Source organism: Verrucomicrobiota bacterium (assembly GCA_016871535.1).
GTDB lineage: Bacteria > Verrucomicrobiota > Verrucomicrobiia > Limisphaerales > SIBE01 > VHCZ01.
The window spans coordinates 15,658-34,777 of record VHCZ01000017.1 but is presented as its reverse complement, the minus strand read 5'-3'; the positions used below and the strand labels follow the sequence as shown (position 1 = coordinate 34,777).

Below are 19,120 nucleotides of genomic sequence, written 5' to 3'. Positions count from 1 at the left end.
CGATGAAGCAGGAGGACTCCCCACGGCCGGTGGAACGTTTGTTCCCGTTTGTGATGCGCTCGCGGAATCTGCTGGTTGGACGCGAGACGCTGCGGCGCAGCAAAGGCAAGCTGCACTTCGTTCTGATCACTTCCGATCTCTCCGAAAACAGCCGTGCGGAAGTGCTGGCCGATTTTGCGCACTACCCGGTTGTGCAGCGTTACACGGAGGCTGATCTGGAGAAGTTTTTCGGGATCAAAGGCGCGAAAGTGATCGGATTTGCGAAGTCCGGTCTCGCGCAGTCCATTTACGCTGAACTCAAACCGCACCGGATCAACAGACCGATCAGCCCCTCTGACAAGACTAAACCCCTGTGAGAGGACGCGGTTCTGCGAACTAACTTCTTCTCGACTTTGAAGGCGCCAAATCGCCGCTGTTCCAGGCCGGTGTAAACCGCCAGCACCAGGGCAGGAACGACAGGCACCAAAACGAGGGGTTTCTTGGAAAAGCGAAATCGGACGCCCCTCCTCTCCCCAGCCCTCTCCTCCCTTCGGGAAGGGAGAGAGAAGACTTCGTTGACCGACAGTTTGAATCGCACCGTTTGAATCGCACCCTTGCGCCAGCCGGCCAGCCGGAGACTCCACTTGACAGGAATCCGCCGTTACCTAGTGTTTACCCATGTCTAAAGCACCCAGCGGGAAGAGGACTTCTCCCAAGGCCGTATTGTTCGGCCTGGGCCTGGATTCCGACGGTCACAAGCGGATTACGACTGGCCCGAACTTCGCGCTCCTCGGCGGCACTCAGGAAACCCACGACTCGATGGTCGAAAAGGCGATCAAGATCAACGAGAAGCTTTCGGGCAAAGGCAAACGGCTCGAAGAGGTCAGCGCAGCGGAGTTCGATGAGATTGCGGAATTGGTCGGTCTGCGACGGCACGAACCGCGCGAGCCGAAGTGAACTGCCGTCCCAAAGCGGTTCAACAGGTTTAAACGAGGTAAAGGGGTTAAGTAAAATGCGTTTGTATCCTTGCATTCTCCGGCCCGCGCAATCGCCCGGCATCGCAGAGGCCCCGCCCAATCCTGATTCTGACTGAAGGTGCTGATTCGACCATTTAACTCTCTTGACCATTCAACTCATTTAACGATGTAACGCTATGAACGTCGAATATCACCCCTACCTGTTTCTGGCGGTGTTTCTGTTCGTGGCCATCGTCTTTCCGTTGGTTCCTCTGGCTCTCGCTCGGTTATGGGCCAAGTCCGTTGCGCCTCCCAAGCCAGGAAGCTCGAAGAACGCGGCCTACGAATGCGGCCTGGAATCGAAAGGCGATGCATGGATTCAGTTCCGGTCCGAGTATTACCTTTATGGCATCGTGTTTCTTATCTTTGATGTGGAGGCGATTTTCCTGTTTCCCTTCGCGGTCGCATTCACGAATCTGTCGGTTGGGGCTTTCGTGGCCATGATGATATTTCTTTTGTTGCTCGCAGAGGGATTAGTTTGGGCGTGGCAGAAAGGGGTGCTGGTGTGGAAGTAAATCCGGGGGCGGTTATATGGGTTAAAAGAGTTAATGAACTACATGGACGAAGGACTGCGAAGTGAGTTGAGCAAGCAAGGGATTTTTACGACCACGATCGAGGGGCTTTACAATTGGAGCCGGCTCAACTCGGTCTGGCCGCTGAATTTCGGGCTGGCGTGCTGCGCGATCGAAATGATCGCCGCGTGCATGGCGCGCTGGGATCTGGCCCGGTTTGGCGCGGAAGTTTTCCGGCCTTCTCCCCGCCAGGCCGACTTGATGATCGTTGCCGGGACCGTCACAAAGAAGATGGCGCCGCAGGTGGTGCGGCTTTACAACCAGATGCCGGAGCCGAAATACGTGATCGCCATGGGCGCATGCGCCATTTCCGGCGGACCGTTCAAGCAGGGCTACAACGTGCTCAAGGGCATCGACCGATACATCCCGGTGGACGTGCATATTCCAGGCTGTCCGCCCCGGCCCGAAGCTTTGCTGCACGCGTTCATGACGCTGCAACGCCGGATCGATGCGCAGAAGCTGTTCGGAGCAGACCGCGCGCGGCATCTCGACCCCGAAACGCCAAGTGAATTCACGATTCCCCGGTACGGCGCGCATGATCTGGAGCCGCCGCATAACGAAAAGGTGTGGCAGCCGCCTGTCGTGACGAGGGGGGAGTGATCTGGTTAAATGAGTTAAAAGGGTTAAATCGTTAAATGAGGGGGCTATGGAGGCCGTTGCGAAATCATTCAGAACTTTTGAAGACCTGGAGGTGTACAAGGCCGCGCGATTGTTTCGGAAGGGTATGTACGCGGCAAGCCGGACGTTACCTGAATTTGAACGATTCGAATTGGCGAGCCAAATCCGCCGAGCGGCGGTTTCTCTGACCAACAATATCGCGGAAGGACACGGACGATACCATTATCTGGATGAGATCAACCATTTAACTCTTTTAACCCATTTAACCCTTGCAACACGTTGACCAAATCAAAACGCGAATTGAAGCCGCAGTGCCGGGCGCCCGAATTGAAATCATCCGCAACGACAGTTCCAGCGCCCAGCATTCGCTGCTTGTGGACAATGCGCATGCGCTGGCTGTCGCCAAGTTTCTCCGCGACGATCCCGAACTCCGGCTCGATTTTTGTTCCAACGCCACCGGCGTCGATTGGCCCGACTCGGTCACGAAGGAAAAGGTGAAAGTCAAGAAAACCGTGGACGGCGCGGAGAAAGAGGTCGAACAAACCATCGAGACGAAAAAGCCAGGTTGCCTTGAGGCGGTCTATCACCTCTACTCGATGACCTTGAAGCACGGACCGCTCGTCCTCCGGATGCGCACGGAGAACCGGAGTGACAAAGCTCATCTGCCGTCCCTCACCCCGGTCTGGCGCGGGGCGGAATTCCAGGAACGCGAGATTTACGACCTCTACGGAATCGTTTTCGACGGGCATCCAGATTTGCGCCGGATTCTCATGTGGGACGAATTCAAGGATTATCCGATGCGCAAGGATTATGTGGAACCCGACGATTACGAATACGAGCCGACGCCACACGATCGCGTGCTGGAAAAGGCGAAGAAGCACTTTCCGCAAACGAGCGGTGGAGTGAGTCGTTGAAGCGTTGCAGCGTTGGAGCGTTAAAGCGTTGATGCCTTGAAGCTTTGACAACGGACTTCCGACCCCCGAAACTCGCACCATGACGAAGGACGAAATCAAACGCCGACTTGAGGAACGGCCGTTTCGGCCTTTCAAAGTACGGGTCGCGGGCGATGGCGAGTACGAGGTCCCCTCGGGCGATCACGTGAGTTTGCACCCCAACGGGCGTTTGCTCTTCATTCACCTCGACACCGGCGGCACCGCCATTATCGACGTTCCCCTCATAACCTCGGTGCACATCAAAGAGACCGTTTGATCCAACTCGATGAGCGCAATTCTTGAGACGGCACAACAGGCTGTCACTTCGCATCCAAACTACGAGATTCGTCCCAAAGTCTCCCCGACCGGCGAGATCGAGAGCGAGCTCCTGGAAATCGCCATGGGGCCGCACCATCCCTCCACGCATGGCGTGTTTCGCATGGACGTCGTCCTGGACGGCGAACGCGTCGTCAAGCTCAAGCCCGTGTTCGGGTACCTGCACCGCAATCACGAGAAGATTGCCGAAGGCACGACTTACCTGGCATCCATGCCCTATACGGACCGGCTGGATTACTTTTGTTCAATGACCAACAACTGGGCCTACGCGCTCAGCGTCGAGAAGCTGGCCGGCCTGCAGCCACCCGAACGCGCCGAATACATCCGCGTCATCACGGCGGAGCTGACCCGATTGGTCAATCACACCTGTTTGATCGGCTTTCTGGTGCAAGACATGGGAGCACTGGGAACGCCGCTCATGTACGCGTTTCGGGAGCGGGAGAAGATTCTCGACCTGTTCGAAGCGCTAAGCGGCTCGCGGATGATGTGCAATTACATGCGGTTTGGCGGCTGCCGCGTCGATCTGCCGCCGGGCTGGATCGAAGAAGCCAAACGCGTCGTGGACGATTACCCCCGCTTCCTCGACGAATACGACCGGCTCCTCTCGGAAAACGAAATCCTGCTCGCCCGCTCGCAAGGCGTTGGCGTGCTCCCCGCGGAACTGGCGATCAACGCCAGCATCACCGGGCCGATGCTTCGCGCCAGCGGCGTGAATTACGACATCCGGAAAGTGGACAAATACGGCATCTACGACCGCTTCGAGTTCCGGGTTCCGCTCGGCGAGCACGGCGACGTGTACGACCGCTACATGATCCGGTTCCTGGAGATGCGCGAATCGCTGAAAATCTTGAAGACTGCCCTGCGCGATATTCCGCCGGGTCCGATCATGGATCCTAAAGCGAAGATTCGCAGCTTCCGGCCCAAAGCGGGCGAAGCTTATGGCCGCATCGAAGCGCCCAAAGGCGAACTGGGCTTTTATCTTATCAGCGACGGCTCGCCCAATCCGTATCGGTATCGGGTGCGTCCGCCGAGCTTCATCAACTTGACCATCCTGGAGGACATGTGCCTGGGCCAGACCGTGCCGGACGTGGTCATCACGCTGGGCAGCGTGGATATCGTGCTCGGCGAGGTGGACCGGTGAGTGTTCCGGCAATCAGTTATCAGTTGTCCGTAGTTGTCAGAGAAGAGAAGGGTTCCGAACGCAGATTTGGGAGCGGCGGGTGCCCCTGGACACTGACCACTGATTACTGACCACTGATTACTGGTAGATTCGGGCACGCCAAGAAAAGCGCAGTCTAAAGCAAGAACGTTCCTTGCCAAAAGCCGGGCGTTTTCTTTAACTGCGCCGTGCAAAGTTAACTATGCTCGGCACTGGCATTATCAAAGGTCTCGCGGAAACAGCCAAGAACTTCGCGGGCAGTTATGTGGATACCGACCGGCTGATTACGGTTCAGTATCCCGAAGAACGCCTGCCGATGAAGGAGAACAATCGCAATTTCCCGTTTTTGGTCTATGACGGGGACGATCCGGAGAAGGGTTTGCGCTGCGTCGCTTGCAAGATTTGCGAGAAGGAATGCCCGCCGCAGTGCATCTACATTGTCCTGGAACGGGATGAGAAGGGCAAACCTCAGAAGCATCCCAAGGTGTTTGATATCGATGTCTCGGTTTGCATGAGCTGCCAAATCTGCGTCGAGGTTTGCCCGTTCGATGCGATCAAGATGGACACCGAGTTTGAATTGAGCAACGACGACCGCTTTGGCGGGCTGCTGATCGACAAGCGCCAGCTCGCCAAGTCCAACGCTTACTATCACAAAATCCATCCCGCCGAAGCCGACGAGGTGGATTCACGATTGGCGGCTGAAAAGGCCAAGGCCGAAGCGAAAGCCAAAGCTGATGCGGAAGCCAAAGCCAAAGCGGCGGCCGCGCCCAAACCCGTCTCCCCGACGGCAACCGCCAAACCCAGCCCTGCGCCCCAGCCCGTGCCCGCTTGATGCGTTTCCCAGGGACCATAGCCGACGTCAGGGAGCACGCCGACTCGCCCGCGAATCACAAATCTGAAATTTCTAATTTGAAATCGAAAAACCACAGCCCTTGCGCTCATAGGCCAATCGAACGCCCTGCGGGCGAGGCCGCCCGCGCTCCGGCTCGCGAGGGCTGATTTATGCAGGAGACCCTTGACCAACTGTTCGTGCTGCTGAAGCACTGGATCGTCGGCCATTTTCCAGGAGCGTTGCAGCCGCTCGTCTCCGCCCTGCTCTCGGTTTCCGCGATCATCCTGACCTTTGCCCTCTTGTTTGCCATCGCGACCGTCCTGGAGCGCAAGGGGCTGGGACGGATTCAGAATCGTTACGGCCCGAATCGCGTGGGGCCGTATGGGTTTTTTCAGCCGGTCGCCGATGGGCTGAAAATGTTGATCAAAGAGGACATCGTGCCGGGCGGCGCGGATCGCGTCGTCCATTTCCTCGCGCCCCTGGCTTTGGTCGTGCCGGTCTTGTTGGCCTTTTCGGTTTTGCCTTATGGCCGCAACATGGCGCCGATCGATCTGGATGCCGGCATCGTGTTCTTCTTCGCGGTGGGAGCGGGGACGGAGTTGGCCGTCTTCATGGCCGGGTGGTCCAGCCGCAACAAATACTCGTTGCTCGGCGCGATGCGGGCCATCGGGCAAATGATCAGCTACGAAGTCCCGCTGATTCTCTCGTCGATCACGGTGATCATGCTGGCCGGGTCCCTTCGGCCGGTCGAGATCGTGGCGGCTCAGGCCGATTACTGGAACGGGCTGCCGGCCTGGCATGTGTTCACGCCGTGGGGATTGGCCGGGTTCGTTTTGTTCCTCATTGCGGCGACCGCCGAATCGAATCGAGCCCCGTTCGATCTCCCGGAAGGCGAGTCCGAAATCATCGCCGGTTATTTCGTCGAGTATTCGGGTTTCAAATTCGCGCTGTTCTTCATGGGGGAATACTTCGGCATGTTCGCGATCAGCGGCCTGGCGATCACGCTGTTTCTCGGCGGGTGGCACGCGCCGCTGGCATTTTTTGAAGGCGCGCTTCCGTCCTATGTTTGGTTTTTCGCGAAGCTCCTCGGCATTCTGGCGCTGTTCATCTGGCTCCGCGGCACGCTGCCCCGCCTGCGCATGGATCAGCTCATGAACTTTGCCTGGAAGTTCATGCTCCCGATGGCGCTGATCAACATCGTGGCCGCCGGGCTCTGGCGTTTCCTGCCCAACGGCGCGACTCGTTGGCTGGTGTGTTCGCTCCTGGTCTTTGGGCCATTCGTCGCACTGGGCCGGAGTTTGGCGGCCAAGAGACACTGGAAGCCGAGGACGTATCGATTTGCCGAATGACTCGGATCGATGGACAGGATGGATTTAGGAAGATTGCCGAGAGCCGGGCGGGCAGGCTGCCCGCGCTCTTTTCAAATCTGAAATCTGAAATCTCAAATTAACAGAGTGGACCCGGTTTTCTTCATCCTGGCGTTGGTGACGGCGGCGGGCGCAATCGCCGCCGTGAGCCTGCGCAATCTGGTCCACTGCGCGCTGTGCCTGGTGGTGGCCTTCGTCGGACTGGCGGCGCTCTACCTCCAACTGAGCGCGCAGTTCGTCGGTTTTGCGCAAATCCTGGTCTATGTCGGCGCGGTGGCCATCTTGATCGTCTTCGCGATTTTGCTCACGCGGGGGAGCGACAACCCGCAGCAGTCCATCTTTTCTTCTTCGTGGGTCGTTGGGATCGGGGTGGCAGTGCTTGCCTTCGGCGCTCTGGCCTTCTCGGTTTGGACCAGCTCGGTCGTTTATCGGCCAACGCCGCCCGCCCCGCAACCGACTGTTCGCGGATTGGGCGAGCAACTCATGACCAACTACGTGCTGCCGCTGGAGGTCATCGGCTTGCTGCTCACCGCGGCGATGATCGGCGCGGTGATCATCGCGATGCGCGAGAGGATCGCGCCGGAGAGATCAGTTTCAACTGGCGATCCCGCATCGCTGACAGTTGCCCACCCGCCGATCGCCGATCGCCAATCGGCAATCGCCAATCCGAAATGACGCCGCTTCACCATTACCTCGTCCTTTCGGCCTTGCTCTTCTGCATCGGGCTCGCCGGGGCCTTGACGCGGCGGAACGCGATCATCGTGCTGATCGGGATTGAACTGATGTTGAACGCGGCGAACCTGAATTTCATCGCGTTCTGGCGCTTCGGCGCCCACCCGGAGCAAACAACCGGAATCCTGTTCGTGCTTTTTTCCATTGGCATCGCTGCCGCCGAGGCGGCGGTGGGCCTGGCGTTGATCATCGCCATTTACCGACACTATCGAACGACGAATTTGGATCAGATTGATTCGATGCGAGGATGAAAGGCTTGTCGATTCAACGATCATAGAATACGATTCTGCCATATGAGTCATACAATTACAGTACGTCTTAACAAAGACCTGGCCGACTGGCTGGCTGAGACCGCCCGACGCACGGGAGTATCCCAGGGCAAGGTGGTCCGGGAACAACTGGAGAGAGCCAGGGCCTCCACCGGCAGCCGTGCCTATATGCGTTGGGCGGGTTGCATGACCGGCCCCAAGGACCTCTCCATGCGCAAAGGCTTTTCCAAGGGATGAAGGGCATTGCCGACACTGGTTTCCTCGTGGCGTTCGCCAACCGGCGCGATGCCTATCACGAGTGGGCGCTGAGCCTGGAAGCTCAGTTGAGCTTGCCGCTATTGACATGCGAAGCGGTGCTGGCCGAAGCCGCGTTTCATCTCCAGGATACGCGCATCATCCTCGGCTTCTTGCAGGATCAATTGATAACGCTGGCCTTCGATTGCAACGACCACCTTCCGCACCTCACGGCGTTGGCGGAACGCTATGAAGATCGGAAGCCGGATTTTGCCGATCTGTGTTTGATTCGGATGAGCGAACTGAACCCCGACCATGCGGTCATCACTACCGACCGGGAGGATTTTCGCGTCTATCGACGGAACAAGCGCGAAACGATTCCAGTTATCTGCCCACCGGATCTTTAGACTGTTGCCATGAGCCCCAACGTCATGCTTGCGGTGGTGGAGACCAAAGACTGGATTATGGTCGTCGCAGTACTAATGGCCCCACTTGTTGCGCTCCAGGTCCAGAAACTAATCGAGGCTTGGAAGGAAAAGCGTCTTCGGAAGCTTGGCGTTTATCTCACACTGATGACAACGCGACATGCGACGCTGTCGTTCGAACATGTCCGAGCTTTGAACATGATAGATTTGGAGTTCAGAGGTTCGTCAGAAAGCGAAGCGAACGTGAGAACAGCTTGGAAGACTTATCTCGACCACCTTGCCTCCGCCCCAAAGGAAGACGACAAACCTGCCAGTGCCGTTTGGAATCAGAAAAGTACGGAGCTCTTAACACAATTGCTCCAAGTTATGGGACAATGCGTTGGATATGCAGATTCGGTTCATGTGCAGAAGGGTATTTACGCTCCCAAAGGTCACTTCGATGATGAAATTGAGCAAAGAGCTACAAGGCGACTCTTGCTGGGGTTACTGCTCGATGACAGACCACTCAACGTGCATGCGGCTCTGGTACCAGCGGACGACCAGGCGGCGGCGGAAGGAAAGAAACTCTTAAAGATTCTGAGCGGACGTGCATGCCGGCAAACGACCACTCCACGTCGTGATAGAGCCTTCAAGCGATACTGGAAGACATGCAGATGAGAAGGGGACTCCTCAATGAGCATAGCTGCCAACTACCTCTGCCTTATCCCCGCCCTCCCCTTGCTGGCGGCGGGGCTGACAGCTCTGGCGAAGCAACGGCACCGCGCGTTCGCCGCGTCGATGGCGATTGGTTCGATGGGGGTGGCGCTCGCCCTGTCTTGCGCCGCGTTTGTCACGACGCTGGGCCACGGGAGGCTGTTCCGGGAGACCGTTAGCTTCGACTGGTTTCAAATCGGAGGAACGACGTTGGAACTCGGTTGGGTGCTGGACCCGCTGACGGCCATCATGCTTGTGATGGTCACGTTTGTCGGGTTGCTCATCTTCATCTACAGCGTCGGATACATGGCGCACGACGAGAATTTCACGCGGTTCTTTTGTTTCCTGGCGCTGTTTGCGGCGGCGATGCTCGGGGTGGTCATTTCGAACAATCTTCTGCTCACGTTTATCTGCTGGGAACTGGTGGGGTTCACTTCCTACATGTTGATCGGTTTCTGGTATCACAAGCCGAGCGCGGCAGCGGCGGCCAAGAAAGCGTTCATCACGACCCGCGTCGGCGATATCGGCTTCTTCCTCGGCATGCTCTGGCTGTATTCGGAAACCGGCACGCTGCTCTTTTACGATGGCGGCAACGGCTGCCTGGAACAAACAGCGCTGACGAAATTGGTGGCTCAGACAACCACGCTGGGCATGGCCGCCTCGACCGGCATTGCGCTGCTGATTTTCTGCGGCGCCATTGGCAAGTCCGGCCAGGTGCCGCTCCACGTCTGGTTGCCCGACGCGATGGAAGGCCCGACGCCCGTCAGCGCGCTGATCCATGCCGCAACGATGGTGGCGGCAGGAGTGTTTCTCGTGGCGCGGGTTTATCCATTAATGGAGGCGGCGCCTGGCGCGGAGACGAATTCGACCGTTGTCGCGCAAGCAAAGACAACCCTCACCCCGGCCCTCTCCCTTTCGGAAAGGGAGAGGGGCAGACAGATCCCAGCCTCGGGTGGAGCGACTTTTGCCGGACAACCTGCAACCCAGCCCACGCCGAGCGCGGCGACCTCTGCGCCCCCTCTCCCCAGGGGAGAGGGCCGGGGTGAGGGGGAAGTGGCGCATGGAACTGCATCAAACGCTAAAGTTTCAACCGCCCTCAAAGTCGTGACCTGGGTCGGCGCGATCACCGCCGTGTTCGCCGCGCTGATCGCGGTCGCGCAGACGGACATCAAACGCATCCTGGCGTACTCCACGGTCTCGCAACTCGGTTACATGATGATGGGGCTTGGAGTCGGAGGCGTAGCGGTTGGGATGTTCCATTTGATCACGCACGCCTTTTTCAAAGCGTTGCTCTTCCTCGGCGCCGGATCGGTCATTCATGGGTGCCATGAGGAACAAGACATTCGGCGCATGGGCGGTCTGTCGCAGTTCATGCCGATCACGTCGGCGACTTACGCCATCGGCATGATGGCGCTCGCGGGCGTGCCGCTGTTCGCGGGCTTCTGGAGCAAGGACGAAATTCTACACAGCGCGGCGCACTGGAGCGTGTCGCCCGGGCCGTTTTGGCTGGGGGCGTTCGGCGCGTTGCTCACGGCGTTCTACATGACGCGCCAGGTTTGCTACGTGTTCTACGGCCAAAGCAGGGCGGGCATCCTGCCGGCCCAGAATGCTCCGAATGGACACGATCATGGTGCGGCTTCGAAGAACGCTTCCTCACACGGAAGTGCTGGTCAGGCTGGAAGCCTGACCTACGTTCCGCATGAAAGCCCGCCGGTGATGACCATCCCGTTGATAGTTCTCGCGGTGTTTGCCGCGCTCCTGGGATTCATCGGCACTCCCGCTTTGCCGTGGTTTCAAGGTTACCTGGCCGGACACGTGGAGCCGTCCGGTTTGGGCGCGCTCTTCCAATGGGAAACCTTCTCCATCATGGCGCTTTCAATCGTCGTCGTCGTGGTAGGAGTGTTCGCGGGCTGGCGGCTTTACGGGCACGAGCCGATCAAATCCGCAGACGCTCCCGATCCGTTGGAGCGAATGCGGCCCGACGTGTTCGCCGTCCTGCGCGGGAAATTTTTTGTCGATGAACTCTACGAAGCGAGCGTCATCCGGTTCAACGCCTGGAGCGCGTGGCTTTCGGACCGGCTGGATCGCTCCCTCTGGAACGGGTTGGTGAAAATGGTTTCTTATCTCACTCTCGGCCTCTCCTGGATCACCCGCCTGATCGATGAATACGTGGTGAATCTGGGATTCGACAAAGGCTGCGGCGAAATTCGGCGGGGGGGAAACCTGGCGACGCTCTGGCAGGCCGGCCAGGTGCAGCCTTACTTGCGCGTGATCGGACTGGCGCTCGTCGCGCTCGTGCTGTTGCTCACGTGGGGAGGGGGGAAATGAATCTGGCTGAGTTTCCCATGCTGACCATCCTGACGCTCGTTCCGCTCCTCAGCGGAATCGTGCTCATCGGATTTGACTCCGAGCAGAAGAAGCTTGCGCGAGGGCTGGCATTCACCGCGTCGGTCATCGCCCTCGCGCTGGGCGTCCTGACCTGGCTGAACTTCGATCCGAGTTCGCCGGACATCCAATTCGAACAGCGTCACTCCTGGATTCCCACCCTTGGCATCGAATACTTTGTCGGCATCGACGGATTGGGTCTGTTGCTGGTGCTGCTGACGGCCATCGTCATGCCGATGGCGATTCTCGCTTCCTGGAAGATCGAAGAGCGCGTTCCCCTTTACTTTTCGCTGGTCTTGTTTCTGGAAGCGGGGTTGATCGGCACGTTCACGGCGCTGAATTTCTTTCATTGGTTCATCTTTTGGGAGCTGAGCCTGATCCCGGCGTTCTTCCTGATCAAGTTTTGGGGCGGAGCGGACCGAAGCTTCGCCGCCACGCAGTTCTTCGTCTATACGATGGTCGGCAGCGTGACGATGCTCCTGGGCTTCCTGGCGCTGTATTATGCGACAGGCACGTTTGACTTCCTGGAATTGGCCGAGGCGGCCGGCGACGGAGGGCTGGCCACCAAGCTGGCCGCCAAGATAAGTTGGCCCGGGCTGTCCGCCGAGGGTCTGTCGCTGCTGGTGTTCGCGGCGATCTTCCTGGGCTTCGCGGTGAAGGTGCCGCTGATTCCTTTCCACATCTGGCTCCCGACCGCTTACGTGGAAGCTCCCACACCCACGACGATGCTGCTGACCGGCCTCATGTCCAAGATGGGCGTTTACGGGTTTCTGCGCGTGTTGCTCCCGCTTTTCCCGGAGGAAATGCGCGCAGTACTCAATCCTCTCCTGTGGCTGGCGGTGATCACGATCATTTTCTCCGCGTGCGCTGCGTTCGCGCAAAAGGATTTGAAGCGAATTCTCGCCTACTCCTCCATAAACCACCTTGGCTATTGCCTCCTGGGCGTCTTTGCGGCCGCGACTCTCACCGGAATCGACGGGAATTGGGCGACGGAAAAAGCGGCCGCGCTCAACGGCGTCGTGCTGCAGATGTTCAATCATGGGCTGACGGCGTCGGCGCTATTCGCGTTCGTCGGATTTCTCGAACAACGCAGCGGAGGCGCGCGCAGCCTGGATGATTTTGGCGGTCTCCGCAAGGCGGCGCCGGTGTTCTGCGGACTGATGGGCATCGTTTTGTTTGCGTCGCTGGGACTGCCCGGCTTGAACGGATTCGTCGGTGAGTTTCTGATTTTCAAAGGCGCTTTTTCACTGGCCACCTGGGCCACGGGGCTCTCGACGCTCGGTTTGCTGGTGACCGCGATCTTCCTCCTGACGCTCCTCCAGAAAGTCTTCAACGGCCCGTTGAATCAGAAATGGTCCGCCATACCGGACTTGAGTTGGGGCGAACGCGTGGTCGTGGTGCCGGCAGTGGGCTTGATGTTCGTGCTCGGAATTTACCCGCAACTGGCCATCGGCCCGATTAACGCCACAGTCCAGCGGATGGTAGAGCAACTGAAGTTTTGAGGCGCATGGACAGGAAACGACAACGGTCAGTAGGATGCTTCCAGGAGAACTGATCATGCTGCCCTGGGCTATTTATATTTCCTTTGCAGGAGTCGCTGTCCTGATGCTGCTGCCGAACGGCAACGCGCGCGCGGCGCGGATCATCGCGCTGTTGACCGCCGTGCTCGGTCTGGTCTGCGGGCTCGGCGGCGCTCTACAGATCAAAACAGGCGCGACGGTCGCGAGCCTTTGCAAGCTGGCGTGGATTCCCGCGCTCGGCATCGAGTACCACCTCGCCGCGGACGGCATCAGCCTGACGCTGGTGACGCTCACCGGAATCGCCGCCGTGGCAGGAATTCTCTTTTCCTGGAACGTCGAGCACCGGGCGAAAGAGTTCTTTGCCTTTTATCTGGCGCTCATCGGCGGGGTCTATGGCGTTTTCCTGAGCTTCGATCTGTTCCTTCTCTTCGTCTTTTACGAACTGGCGATCATTCCAAAATACTTTCTGATCGCAATCTGGGGTTCGACCAACCGCGAATACGGCGCCATGAAACTGGCGCTCTATTCGTTTATCGGCAGCGCAATGGTCTTGATCGGGCTGGTCGCGGCGTTCGTGGTCGCGGGCGGGAAAACCATGAACCTGCTGGAGCTGGCGAATTATTCCTTCCCGGCAGCCTTCCAATACTGGGCGTTCCCGCTGGTCTTCGTCGGTTTCGCGATTCTCGCGGGCCTGTGGCCCTTCCACACCTGGGCGCCCACGGGCCACGTTGCCGCGCCGACCGCGGCTTCCATGTTGCTGGCGGGTGTGGTCATGAAGTTGGGCGCTTACGGCGCTCTGCGCGTGGCGATGACGCTTTTTCCGCTGGGCTTGAAAGCGTGGCAACTCCCGTTCGGGCTTCTCGCGGTTATCGGAATTGTCTATGGCGCGATGGTGGCGCTCGTGCAGAACGATTTCAAATTCGTGATCGGCTATTCCAGCGTCAGTCACATGGGATTCGTTCTGCTGGGCTTGATGACCATCAACGAAATCGGGTTAAGCGGCGCGGTGCTGCAGATGTTTTCGCACGGCATCATCGCCGGGCTGCTCTTCGGCGTGGTGGGCCGAATGGTCTATGACCGGACCCACACACGCGAGTTGGCGGCTTTGCAGACGATGAACCTCAGCAAGACCATGCCTTACGCCGCCGCGACGTTCCTGATCGGTGGCGTGGCTTCGATGGGGTTGCCCGGTTTCAGCGGGTTTGTGGCGGAGCTGCAAGTGTTGATCGGCGCCTGGCACGCTTTCCCAATCTTCGGAATCCTCGCTGGGCTGGGAATCGTGGTCGGGGTCGCGTACATGCTGCGCACGCTTCAGAAATCGTTCTTCGCGGATCACGTGCCCCGGACGAACCCAACCAACTCCGCCGGCGAACAAATCACCGTTCCCGAACGACTCGGCGCCGCGCTTTTGATGGGAACCACGCTGGTGATCGGCCTGTATCCCCGGCTTTTGCTGGACTTGATCGTTCCCAGTCTTCAATCGCCGCTCTTCGACGGCCTGCGGAAAGGCGCGGGGCTGTGAGATGAAACTCCGACAAATATCGCCAGACTCCGAGTCACCGCCATGGCTGCGGCCGTTTTCCGCCTCCCGGCCCTCTCGCTTGGCTGAGGTCCGCGTAGCGCAGATTTGCAATCTGCTGTATCGCGGAATCGCATCCCGCAGCGCGCCGACAAGATCGAGCGCTCTCGAACTCGCTGCAGCACTGCCGATTTCAAACCGGCGATACGGCAGAGTGCAACTCTGCGCTACGTCAAACGAAGGAATGCCGTGAACTATCTTACGCTGCTCAATCTGGCCATGCCGGAGACGATCTTGGTGATCGCCGCCCTGGCGGTGCTGGCGGCGGACGTTTTGGTGATGCGGGACGATCCGGCACGGCAACGGTTCATCGTGTCCGCCGCGATTTCGTGCGTGGGCTGTTTCGCGGCCCTCTTCTGGATGTTCAATATCGAACACCACGAAACGGTCTTGAACGGGATGCTGGTCGTCGATCCGCTCACGCGCCTGTTGAAAGCCGCGTTGCTCGGTCTCACAGCCTTCACGCTGTTGATTTCCGTCGAGCGGGATTTCACAGATCACGTGGGCGAATACTGCGCGCTGATTTTGCTTGCGACCGTGGGCATGATGTTCCTGGTCAGTTCCGAGGAACTCCTCATGATCTTCCTTTCGCTCGAACTGACTAGCCTGTCGCTTTACATCCTGGCCGCCTTCAACAAGCGCGATATCCGCTCGGCGGAAGCGGCGCTAAAGTATTTTCTGTTCGGCGGCACGGCGGCGGCGTTTGCGTTGTTCGGGTTAAGCTTGATTTACGGATTGTCCGGCGCGACGAACCTCAAACAAATCGCCCGCGCCCTGAGCGGCCAGGCGCTCGATCCGTTGCTGATCTGCGCTATCGTCATGACGATCGTGGGCTTTGGTTTTAAGGTCGCCGCCGTGCCATTCCATCTCTGGGCGCCCGACGCTTATCAAGGCGCGCCCACGCCTTCCGCCGCGTTCATCGCCTCCGGTTCCAAAGTCGCCAGCTTTTTCATTTTCGCCAAAGTGATGATGCTGGGGTTCGCCGGCGCGGAGGGAAGCGCGGCGTGGCGAAGCATGATTTCGGGTTGGGTGCCGGCCATCGCGCTGCTGGCCGTGCTCTCGATGGCGCTGGGCAACCTGGCGGCCATCGCGCAAAAGAACGTGAAACGGCTGCTCGCGTATTCCGCCATCGCGCACGCCGGATACGCGCTGCTCGGCGTGCTGGCGGACAACGCGCAAGGCGTGTCGTCGCTCGTCTATTACGTCGTGACCTATGCGCTCACGGTGCTCGGCGCGTTTGGAGTGGTCGCGATCGTGGAGGAAACCACTGGAGATTCGCACATGGGCAATTTCGCCGGACTGGCGCGGCGGGCGCCCGTGCTGGCGTTGTGCATGATGATCTTCATGCTGTCCCTGGCGGGGATTCCGCCGCTCGCGGGGTTCTTCGGCAAATTCTACCTCTTTGCCGCCGCCGCCGGGAGCGACTCGAAGAATCTGGGATTGCTCTGGCTCGTGATCTTCGCGGTCGCCATGAGCGCCGTGTCGCTTTACTACTATCTCCAGGTGCTCAAGCAAATCTACGTGGCGGAAGCGCCAGCCTCAGCTTCGTCGGTTACGCCGAGCCTCTTCACGCAAGGCGTGGTCGCGCTCCTGGCCGCGGGCGTGGTCTTGCTGGGCTGCGCGCCGGATTTGCTGGTGGGGCGGCTGGTTCAAGCGATCAAGATCGCAGGGTTGTAGGCGGCGCGGAAAGGGAAATGAGCAAATGGGAAGAATCCGGCGTGGCGGCTACACGTTCCTCTGGTGGATAGGCGATCATGCGCCTCGACACGTTCACGTCTTCGACAAGAACGCCAAGATCATCACTCGCGTGAATCTCGAAACGATGCAACCGATGGACATTCCTGAAGTTGAGCGTAAGATTCTGGCGTTGATCCGAGATTGAAGCGCGAAGGCAGACTATGAAAGCCGCAGGCAAAAGCGCGAAAGTGCCGTTCGGCACGGCCAGGTTCTCAAGGGTTCAGAACGTCCGCTACCTGAGTTGGGAAGACGCATTTGACGTCGAATTCGAGGACGGGTTGTGCATCCTGGAGCGGCACGGCACGATTCGAAAAGCCAACAGGATTTCGCCCAAAGCGAAGTTCGATCATCTGGAAATTGAGGACTGGTGCCACGCCGGATTCTTCGTTCACTACGACAACGGCCAGGTGGCCGAAGTCTCCTGGGCGTTCATTCGCGAATTGCCGCCACAGAAATAGGACTCATGCCGACCGTGGACGAGAAGGCCATCCAGGCGCTCGAACGCCCCAGCCCCCGGCTCATGCAGTATTACTTCCTGTGCAGCCTGGTGACCGGGCCGCTGTTTCCCATCACGATCCTGCCTTCCTACTTCAAATACCACACGCTGCGCTACCGGTTTGATGACGAAGGCATCTCCATGCGCTGGGGCATCCTGTTTCGCCGGGAAGTCATCCTCAACTACGCGCGCATCCAGGACATCCACCTGACGTCAAACATCATCGAACGCTGGCTCGGCCTGGCGCGCGTGCAAATCCAGACCGCCAGCGGCAGCGCCAGCGCCGAGATGACCATCGAAGGCTTGCTCGAATTCGAGGCCATCCGCGATTTCCTTTACTCGAAGATGCGCGGACGCAAGGAGCATGATCTGAGGCGTTCCCAATCTTCCGCGGCGGTCGCGGCATCGTCCGCTGACGCGTCCGCGCCGAGCGAGTCCGCTTCTGAACTCTCCGCAATTCTCCGCGAAATCTGCGCCGAGTTGCGTGCGATTCGTCTGAGCCTGGAACCGAAGGACTCGCCTCTTCCCCACGAGAGTTCCCCTCTCCCGTCCTGCGGACACCCTCTCCCCCTCCGCCCCCTCCGAGGGGGAGAGGGAACGGGAGAGAGGGCCGTTCGTGGGGAGGGATCCCATGGGTTCCATGTGCGAACCCTTTCGGAGAATTCTCCTCCACCGCCTCATGGTTGACGCGCTCAAATCGCTCGTGCTGGCGGTCTGCAAAGTGCCGCCCGAACCCGAACCGCCGGCCGGATCGCCTGGCTCGGTGCGAGTTTTTCGCGCCGCTCGGAGCTTTTACACACTGAGCCTGATCAAATGGGGCCTCGCGCAAACGGGCGCGCTCATTGGCATCTTCGCGGTGCTGGGGTTCGACTTCGGCCAACATATCCTCCCGTCGCGCGCCTGGTTGAGCAACGTCTTTCGCGTCGTCGAAATGTTCGCGCTCGCCGGCTTGTTCGCGCAAATGCCGTTCTCCTACTTCCTGGTTCGGCTCGATTTCGAGATGCGCTGGTACCTCGTGACCGACCGCAGCCTCCGCATCCGCCACGGCGTGGTCAGCGTCCGCGAATTGACCATGACCTTCGCCAACATCCAGCAAATGACGATTCGCCAGGGGCCGTTGCAGCGGTTGCTCGGCATCGCCGATCTTCAAGTGCAAACGGCCGGCGGTGGAAGTCCCGGCGGCGGGGAAAGCGGCGGTACACGTGGACATGGCGCCGCGGAATCGATGCACGTGGGCTATTTTCACGGCGTGGACAATGCGCAAACCATCCGCGACCTCATTTTCGAGCGCTTGCGGCAGCACCGCGACGCGGGGTTGGGCGATCCGGATGATGTGGCTCGCGAGAACCCGGCTCCGCTCCAGGCCGATTCCGATGTCGTTGAGGCCGCTCGATCCATGCTTGCGGAAGCGCGCGCACTGCGGAAAGCTTTGGCCCGGTTCGCGCACAATCCTCAGCCGTGACGATCACATTTCAAAATCTCAACAAAAGCAAACGAAGGAAACGAAGACCCGGAAGGGGTTGACAGCACCTGCCCGCCTTCGTTCTCTTTGTTGCCTTTTGTTCAACTGAATGGCTCCGGTTTATTAGGTCAGGAGTCCGTCGATTCTCGCTCGCGCAGCCGCGCCATGAAACCGGCGTCGCGGCCCGAAAGATCCGCGCGGCGTTGATCGGCCAGGAGTTGACCGTAAGTCCGCACGTCCCGCGCAAACATGTCCAGGCGTCGCTGGAGCGTCTCGCTGATCACGCGCCCGTCCCGCACGTCCTCGCCGTCCATGAAGGACACGCCGTAGGGCAGCGACCACGCGTAGCACTGGCGCGCGACAGTCCGGAGCTGGTCGGTCACTGTCAGGCCCTTTTCGTGCGAGGCCACGATCGTCGCGAAAAGTTTGCCGGTGAACTCGTGCCAGAAGTGATCCAGAAAATTCTTCAGCGCGCTGCTGATGCTGCCGTGGTAATCCGGGGTTCCCAACACATACACGTCCGCCCTCTTCACTCGCGCCTGGAGCGCCGGGTAAATCGTGGAAGCGTGCGCGGAATCCGGATTGTAGAGTTCGAGCGGTTCGGCCAGCAGATCGAGGACATCAACGCGGCAGCCTTTCACAGCCAACTCGGATGCGACCTGGCTCACCACGACGCGAGTGACGGAGGTTTTGTTGAGGCTGCCCACCACGGCAAGCACGTTCAGCGCGGCGTTTGACATGGCCCGACGATAAGCAAAGCGACCGACTCGGCGCAAT

24 protein-coding genes are annotated in these 19,120 nt (G+C 59.2%); 23 read left to right on the top strand and 1 reads right to left on the bottom strand.

What is annotated here, in order from left to right; all coding sequences use genetic code 11:
* Positions 1-2 precede the first annotated feature (2 nt).
* From FJ398_04305 to FJ398_04195, 23 genes are all read left to right on the top strand, one after another.
* Positions 3-356, top strand: coding sequence for a hypothetical protein (locus FJ398_04305; protein MBM3837177.1), 354 nt, complete (start codon positions 3-5; stop codon positions 354-356).
* Positions 357-657: 301 nt separating this feature from the next.
* Positions 658-936, top strand: a complete 279-nt coding sequence (locus FJ398_04300; protein ID MBM3837176.1) for a hypothetical protein — start codon at positions 658-660, stop codon at positions 934-936.
* A gap of 196 nt (positions 937-1,132) precedes the next feature.
* Entirely contained in the window at positions 1,133-1,510 is a 378-nt protein-coding gene (locus FJ398_04295; protein MBM3837175.1) for an NADH-quinone oxidoreductase subunit A, read from the top strand.
* A gap of 42 nt (positions 1,511-1,552) precedes the next feature.
* Positions 1,553-2,167, top strand: coding sequence for an NADH-quinone oxidoreductase subunit B (locus FJ398_04290; GenBank protein MBM3837174.1), 615 nt, complete (start codon positions 1,553-1,555; stop codon positions 2,165-2,167).
* A 46-nt stretch (positions 2,168-2,213) separates the two neighbouring features.
* Positions 2,214-2,468, top strand: coding sequence for a four helix bundle protein (locus FJ398_04285; GenBank protein MBM3837173.1), 255 nt, complete (start codon positions 2,214-2,216; stop codon positions 2,466-2,468).
* On the top strand, positions 2,455-3,099 hold the full coding sequence (locus FJ398_04280) for an NADH-quinone oxidoreductase subunit C (protein MBM3837172.1): 645 nt from the start codon (positions 2,455-2,457) through the stop codon (positions 3,097-3,099). Before FJ398_04285 ends, FJ398_04280 begins: the two co-directional genes overlap by 14 nt.
* A gap of 79 nt (positions 3,100-3,178) precedes the next feature.
* The gene (locus FJ398_04275; protein MBM3837171.1) at positions 3,179-3,394 is read left to right on the top strand and encodes a hypothetical protein; all 216 of its coding nucleotides are present in this window, start codon (positions 3,179-3,181) and stop codon (positions 3,392-3,394) included.
* Positions 3,395-3,403: 9 nt separating this feature from the next.
* Positions 3,404-4,594, top strand: coding sequence for an NADH-quinone oxidoreductase subunit D (locus FJ398_04270; protein MBM3837170.1), 1,191 nt, complete (start codon positions 3,404-3,406; stop codon positions 4,592-4,594).
* Positions 4,595-4,814: 220 nt separating this feature from the next.
* The gene (locus tag FJ398_04265) at positions 4,815-5,444 is read left to right on the top strand and encodes a 4Fe-4S dicluster domain-containing protein (protein ID MBM3837169.1); all 630 of its coding nucleotides are present in this window, start codon (positions 4,815-4,817) and stop codon (positions 5,442-5,444) included.
* Between the two features lie 170 nt (positions 5,445-5,614).
* Positions 5,615-6,793, top strand: a complete 1,179-nt coding sequence (gene nuoH, locus FJ398_04260; GenBank protein ID MBM3837168.1) for an NADH-quinone oxidoreductase subunit NuoH — start codon at positions 5,615-5,617, stop codon at positions 6,791-6,793.
* 105 nt (positions 6,794-6,898) lie between these two features.
* Entirely contained in the window at positions 6,899-7,486 is a 588-nt protein-coding gene (locus FJ398_04255) for an NADH-quinone oxidoreductase subunit J (protein MBM3837167.1), read from the top strand.
* Positions 7,483-7,794: an NADH-quinone oxidoreductase subunit NuoK gene (nuoK, locus tag FJ398_04250; protein ID MBM3837166.1), complete on the top strand. Its 312-nt coding sequence runs from the start codon at positions 7,483-7,485 to the stop codon at positions 7,792-7,794. The genes FJ398_04255 and nuoK overlap by 4 nt, the downstream gene beginning before the upstream one ends.
* 42 nt (positions 7,795-7,836) lie before the next feature.
* A complete protein-coding gene (locus FJ398_04245) occupies positions 7,837-8,049 on the top strand; it encodes a ribbon-helix-helix protein, CopG family (GenBank protein MBM3837165.1) in 213 nt (70 codons plus the stop codon).
* On the top strand, positions 8,046-8,453 hold the full coding sequence (locus tag FJ398_04240; protein ID MBM3837164.1) for a pilus assembly protein: 408 nt from the start codon (positions 8,046-8,048) through the stop codon (positions 8,451-8,453). Before FJ398_04245 ends, FJ398_04240 begins: the two co-directional genes overlap by 4 nt.
* A 9-nt stretch (positions 8,454-8,462) precedes the next feature.
* Positions 8,463-9,128: a hypothetical protein gene (locus tag FJ398_04235; GenBank protein ID MBM3837163.1), complete on the top strand. Its 666-nt coding sequence runs from the start codon at positions 8,463-8,465 to the stop codon at positions 9,126-9,128.
* Between the two features lie 825 nt (positions 9,129-9,953).
* The gene (locus FJ398_04230; GenBank protein MBM3837162.1) at positions 9,954-11,492 is read left to right on the top strand and encodes a hypothetical protein; all 1,539 of its coding nucleotides are present in this window, start codon (positions 9,954-9,956) and stop codon (positions 11,490-11,492) included.
* Positions 11,493-11,494: 2 nt separating this feature from the next.
* On the top strand, positions 11,495-13,051 hold the full coding sequence (locus tag FJ398_04225) for an NADH-quinone oxidoreductase subunit M (protein ID MBM3837161.1): 1,557 nt from the start codon (positions 11,495-11,497) through the stop codon (positions 13,049-13,051).
* Between the two features lie 55 nt (positions 13,052-13,106).
* Positions 13,107-14,591 (top strand): NADH-quinone oxidoreductase subunit M, encoded by a 1,485-nt coding sequence (locus FJ398_04220; GenBank protein MBM3837160.1) that lies wholly within the window; start codon positions 13,107-13,109, stop codon positions 14,589-14,591.
* 276 nt (positions 14,592-14,867) lie between these two features.
* Positions 14,868-16,325: an NADH-quinone oxidoreductase subunit N gene (locus tag FJ398_04215; GenBank protein MBM3837159.1), complete on the top strand. Its 1,458-nt coding sequence runs from the start codon at positions 14,868-14,870 to the stop codon at positions 16,323-16,325.
* 25 nt (positions 16,326-16,350) lie between these two features.
* Entirely contained in the window at positions 16,351-16,530 is a 180-nt protein-coding gene (locus FJ398_04210; protein MBM3837158.1) for a hypothetical protein, read from the top strand.
* 16 nt (positions 16,531-16,546) lie between these two features.
* Positions 16,547-16,843, top strand: a complete 297-nt coding sequence (locus FJ398_04205) for a hypothetical protein (GenBank protein ID MBM3837157.1) — start codon at positions 16,547-16,549, stop codon at positions 16,841-16,843.
* 5 nt (positions 16,844-16,848) lie between these two features.
* The gene (locus tag FJ398_04200; protein ID MBM3837156.1) at positions 16,849-17,568 is read left to right on the top strand and encodes a PH domain-containing protein; all 720 of its coding nucleotides are present in this window, start codon (positions 16,849-16,851) and stop codon (positions 17,566-17,568) included.
* Positions 17,513-18,343 (top strand): PH domain-containing protein, encoded by an 831-nt coding sequence (locus tag FJ398_04195; GenBank protein ID MBM3837155.1) that lies wholly within the window; start codon positions 17,513-17,515, stop codon positions 18,341-18,343. Before FJ398_04200 ends, FJ398_04195 begins: the two co-directional genes overlap by 56 nt.
* A gap of 128 nt (positions 18,344-18,471) precedes the next feature.
* On the opposite strand, the gene FJ398_04190 is transcribed toward FJ398_04195, so the two are convergent.
* Positions 18,472-19,083, bottom strand: coding sequence for an NAD(P)H-dependent oxidoreductase (locus tag FJ398_04190; GenBank protein ID MBM3837154.1), 612 nt, complete (start codon positions 19,081-19,083; stop codon positions 18,472-18,474).
* Between the last annotated feature and the right edge of the window lie 37 nt (positions 19,084-19,120).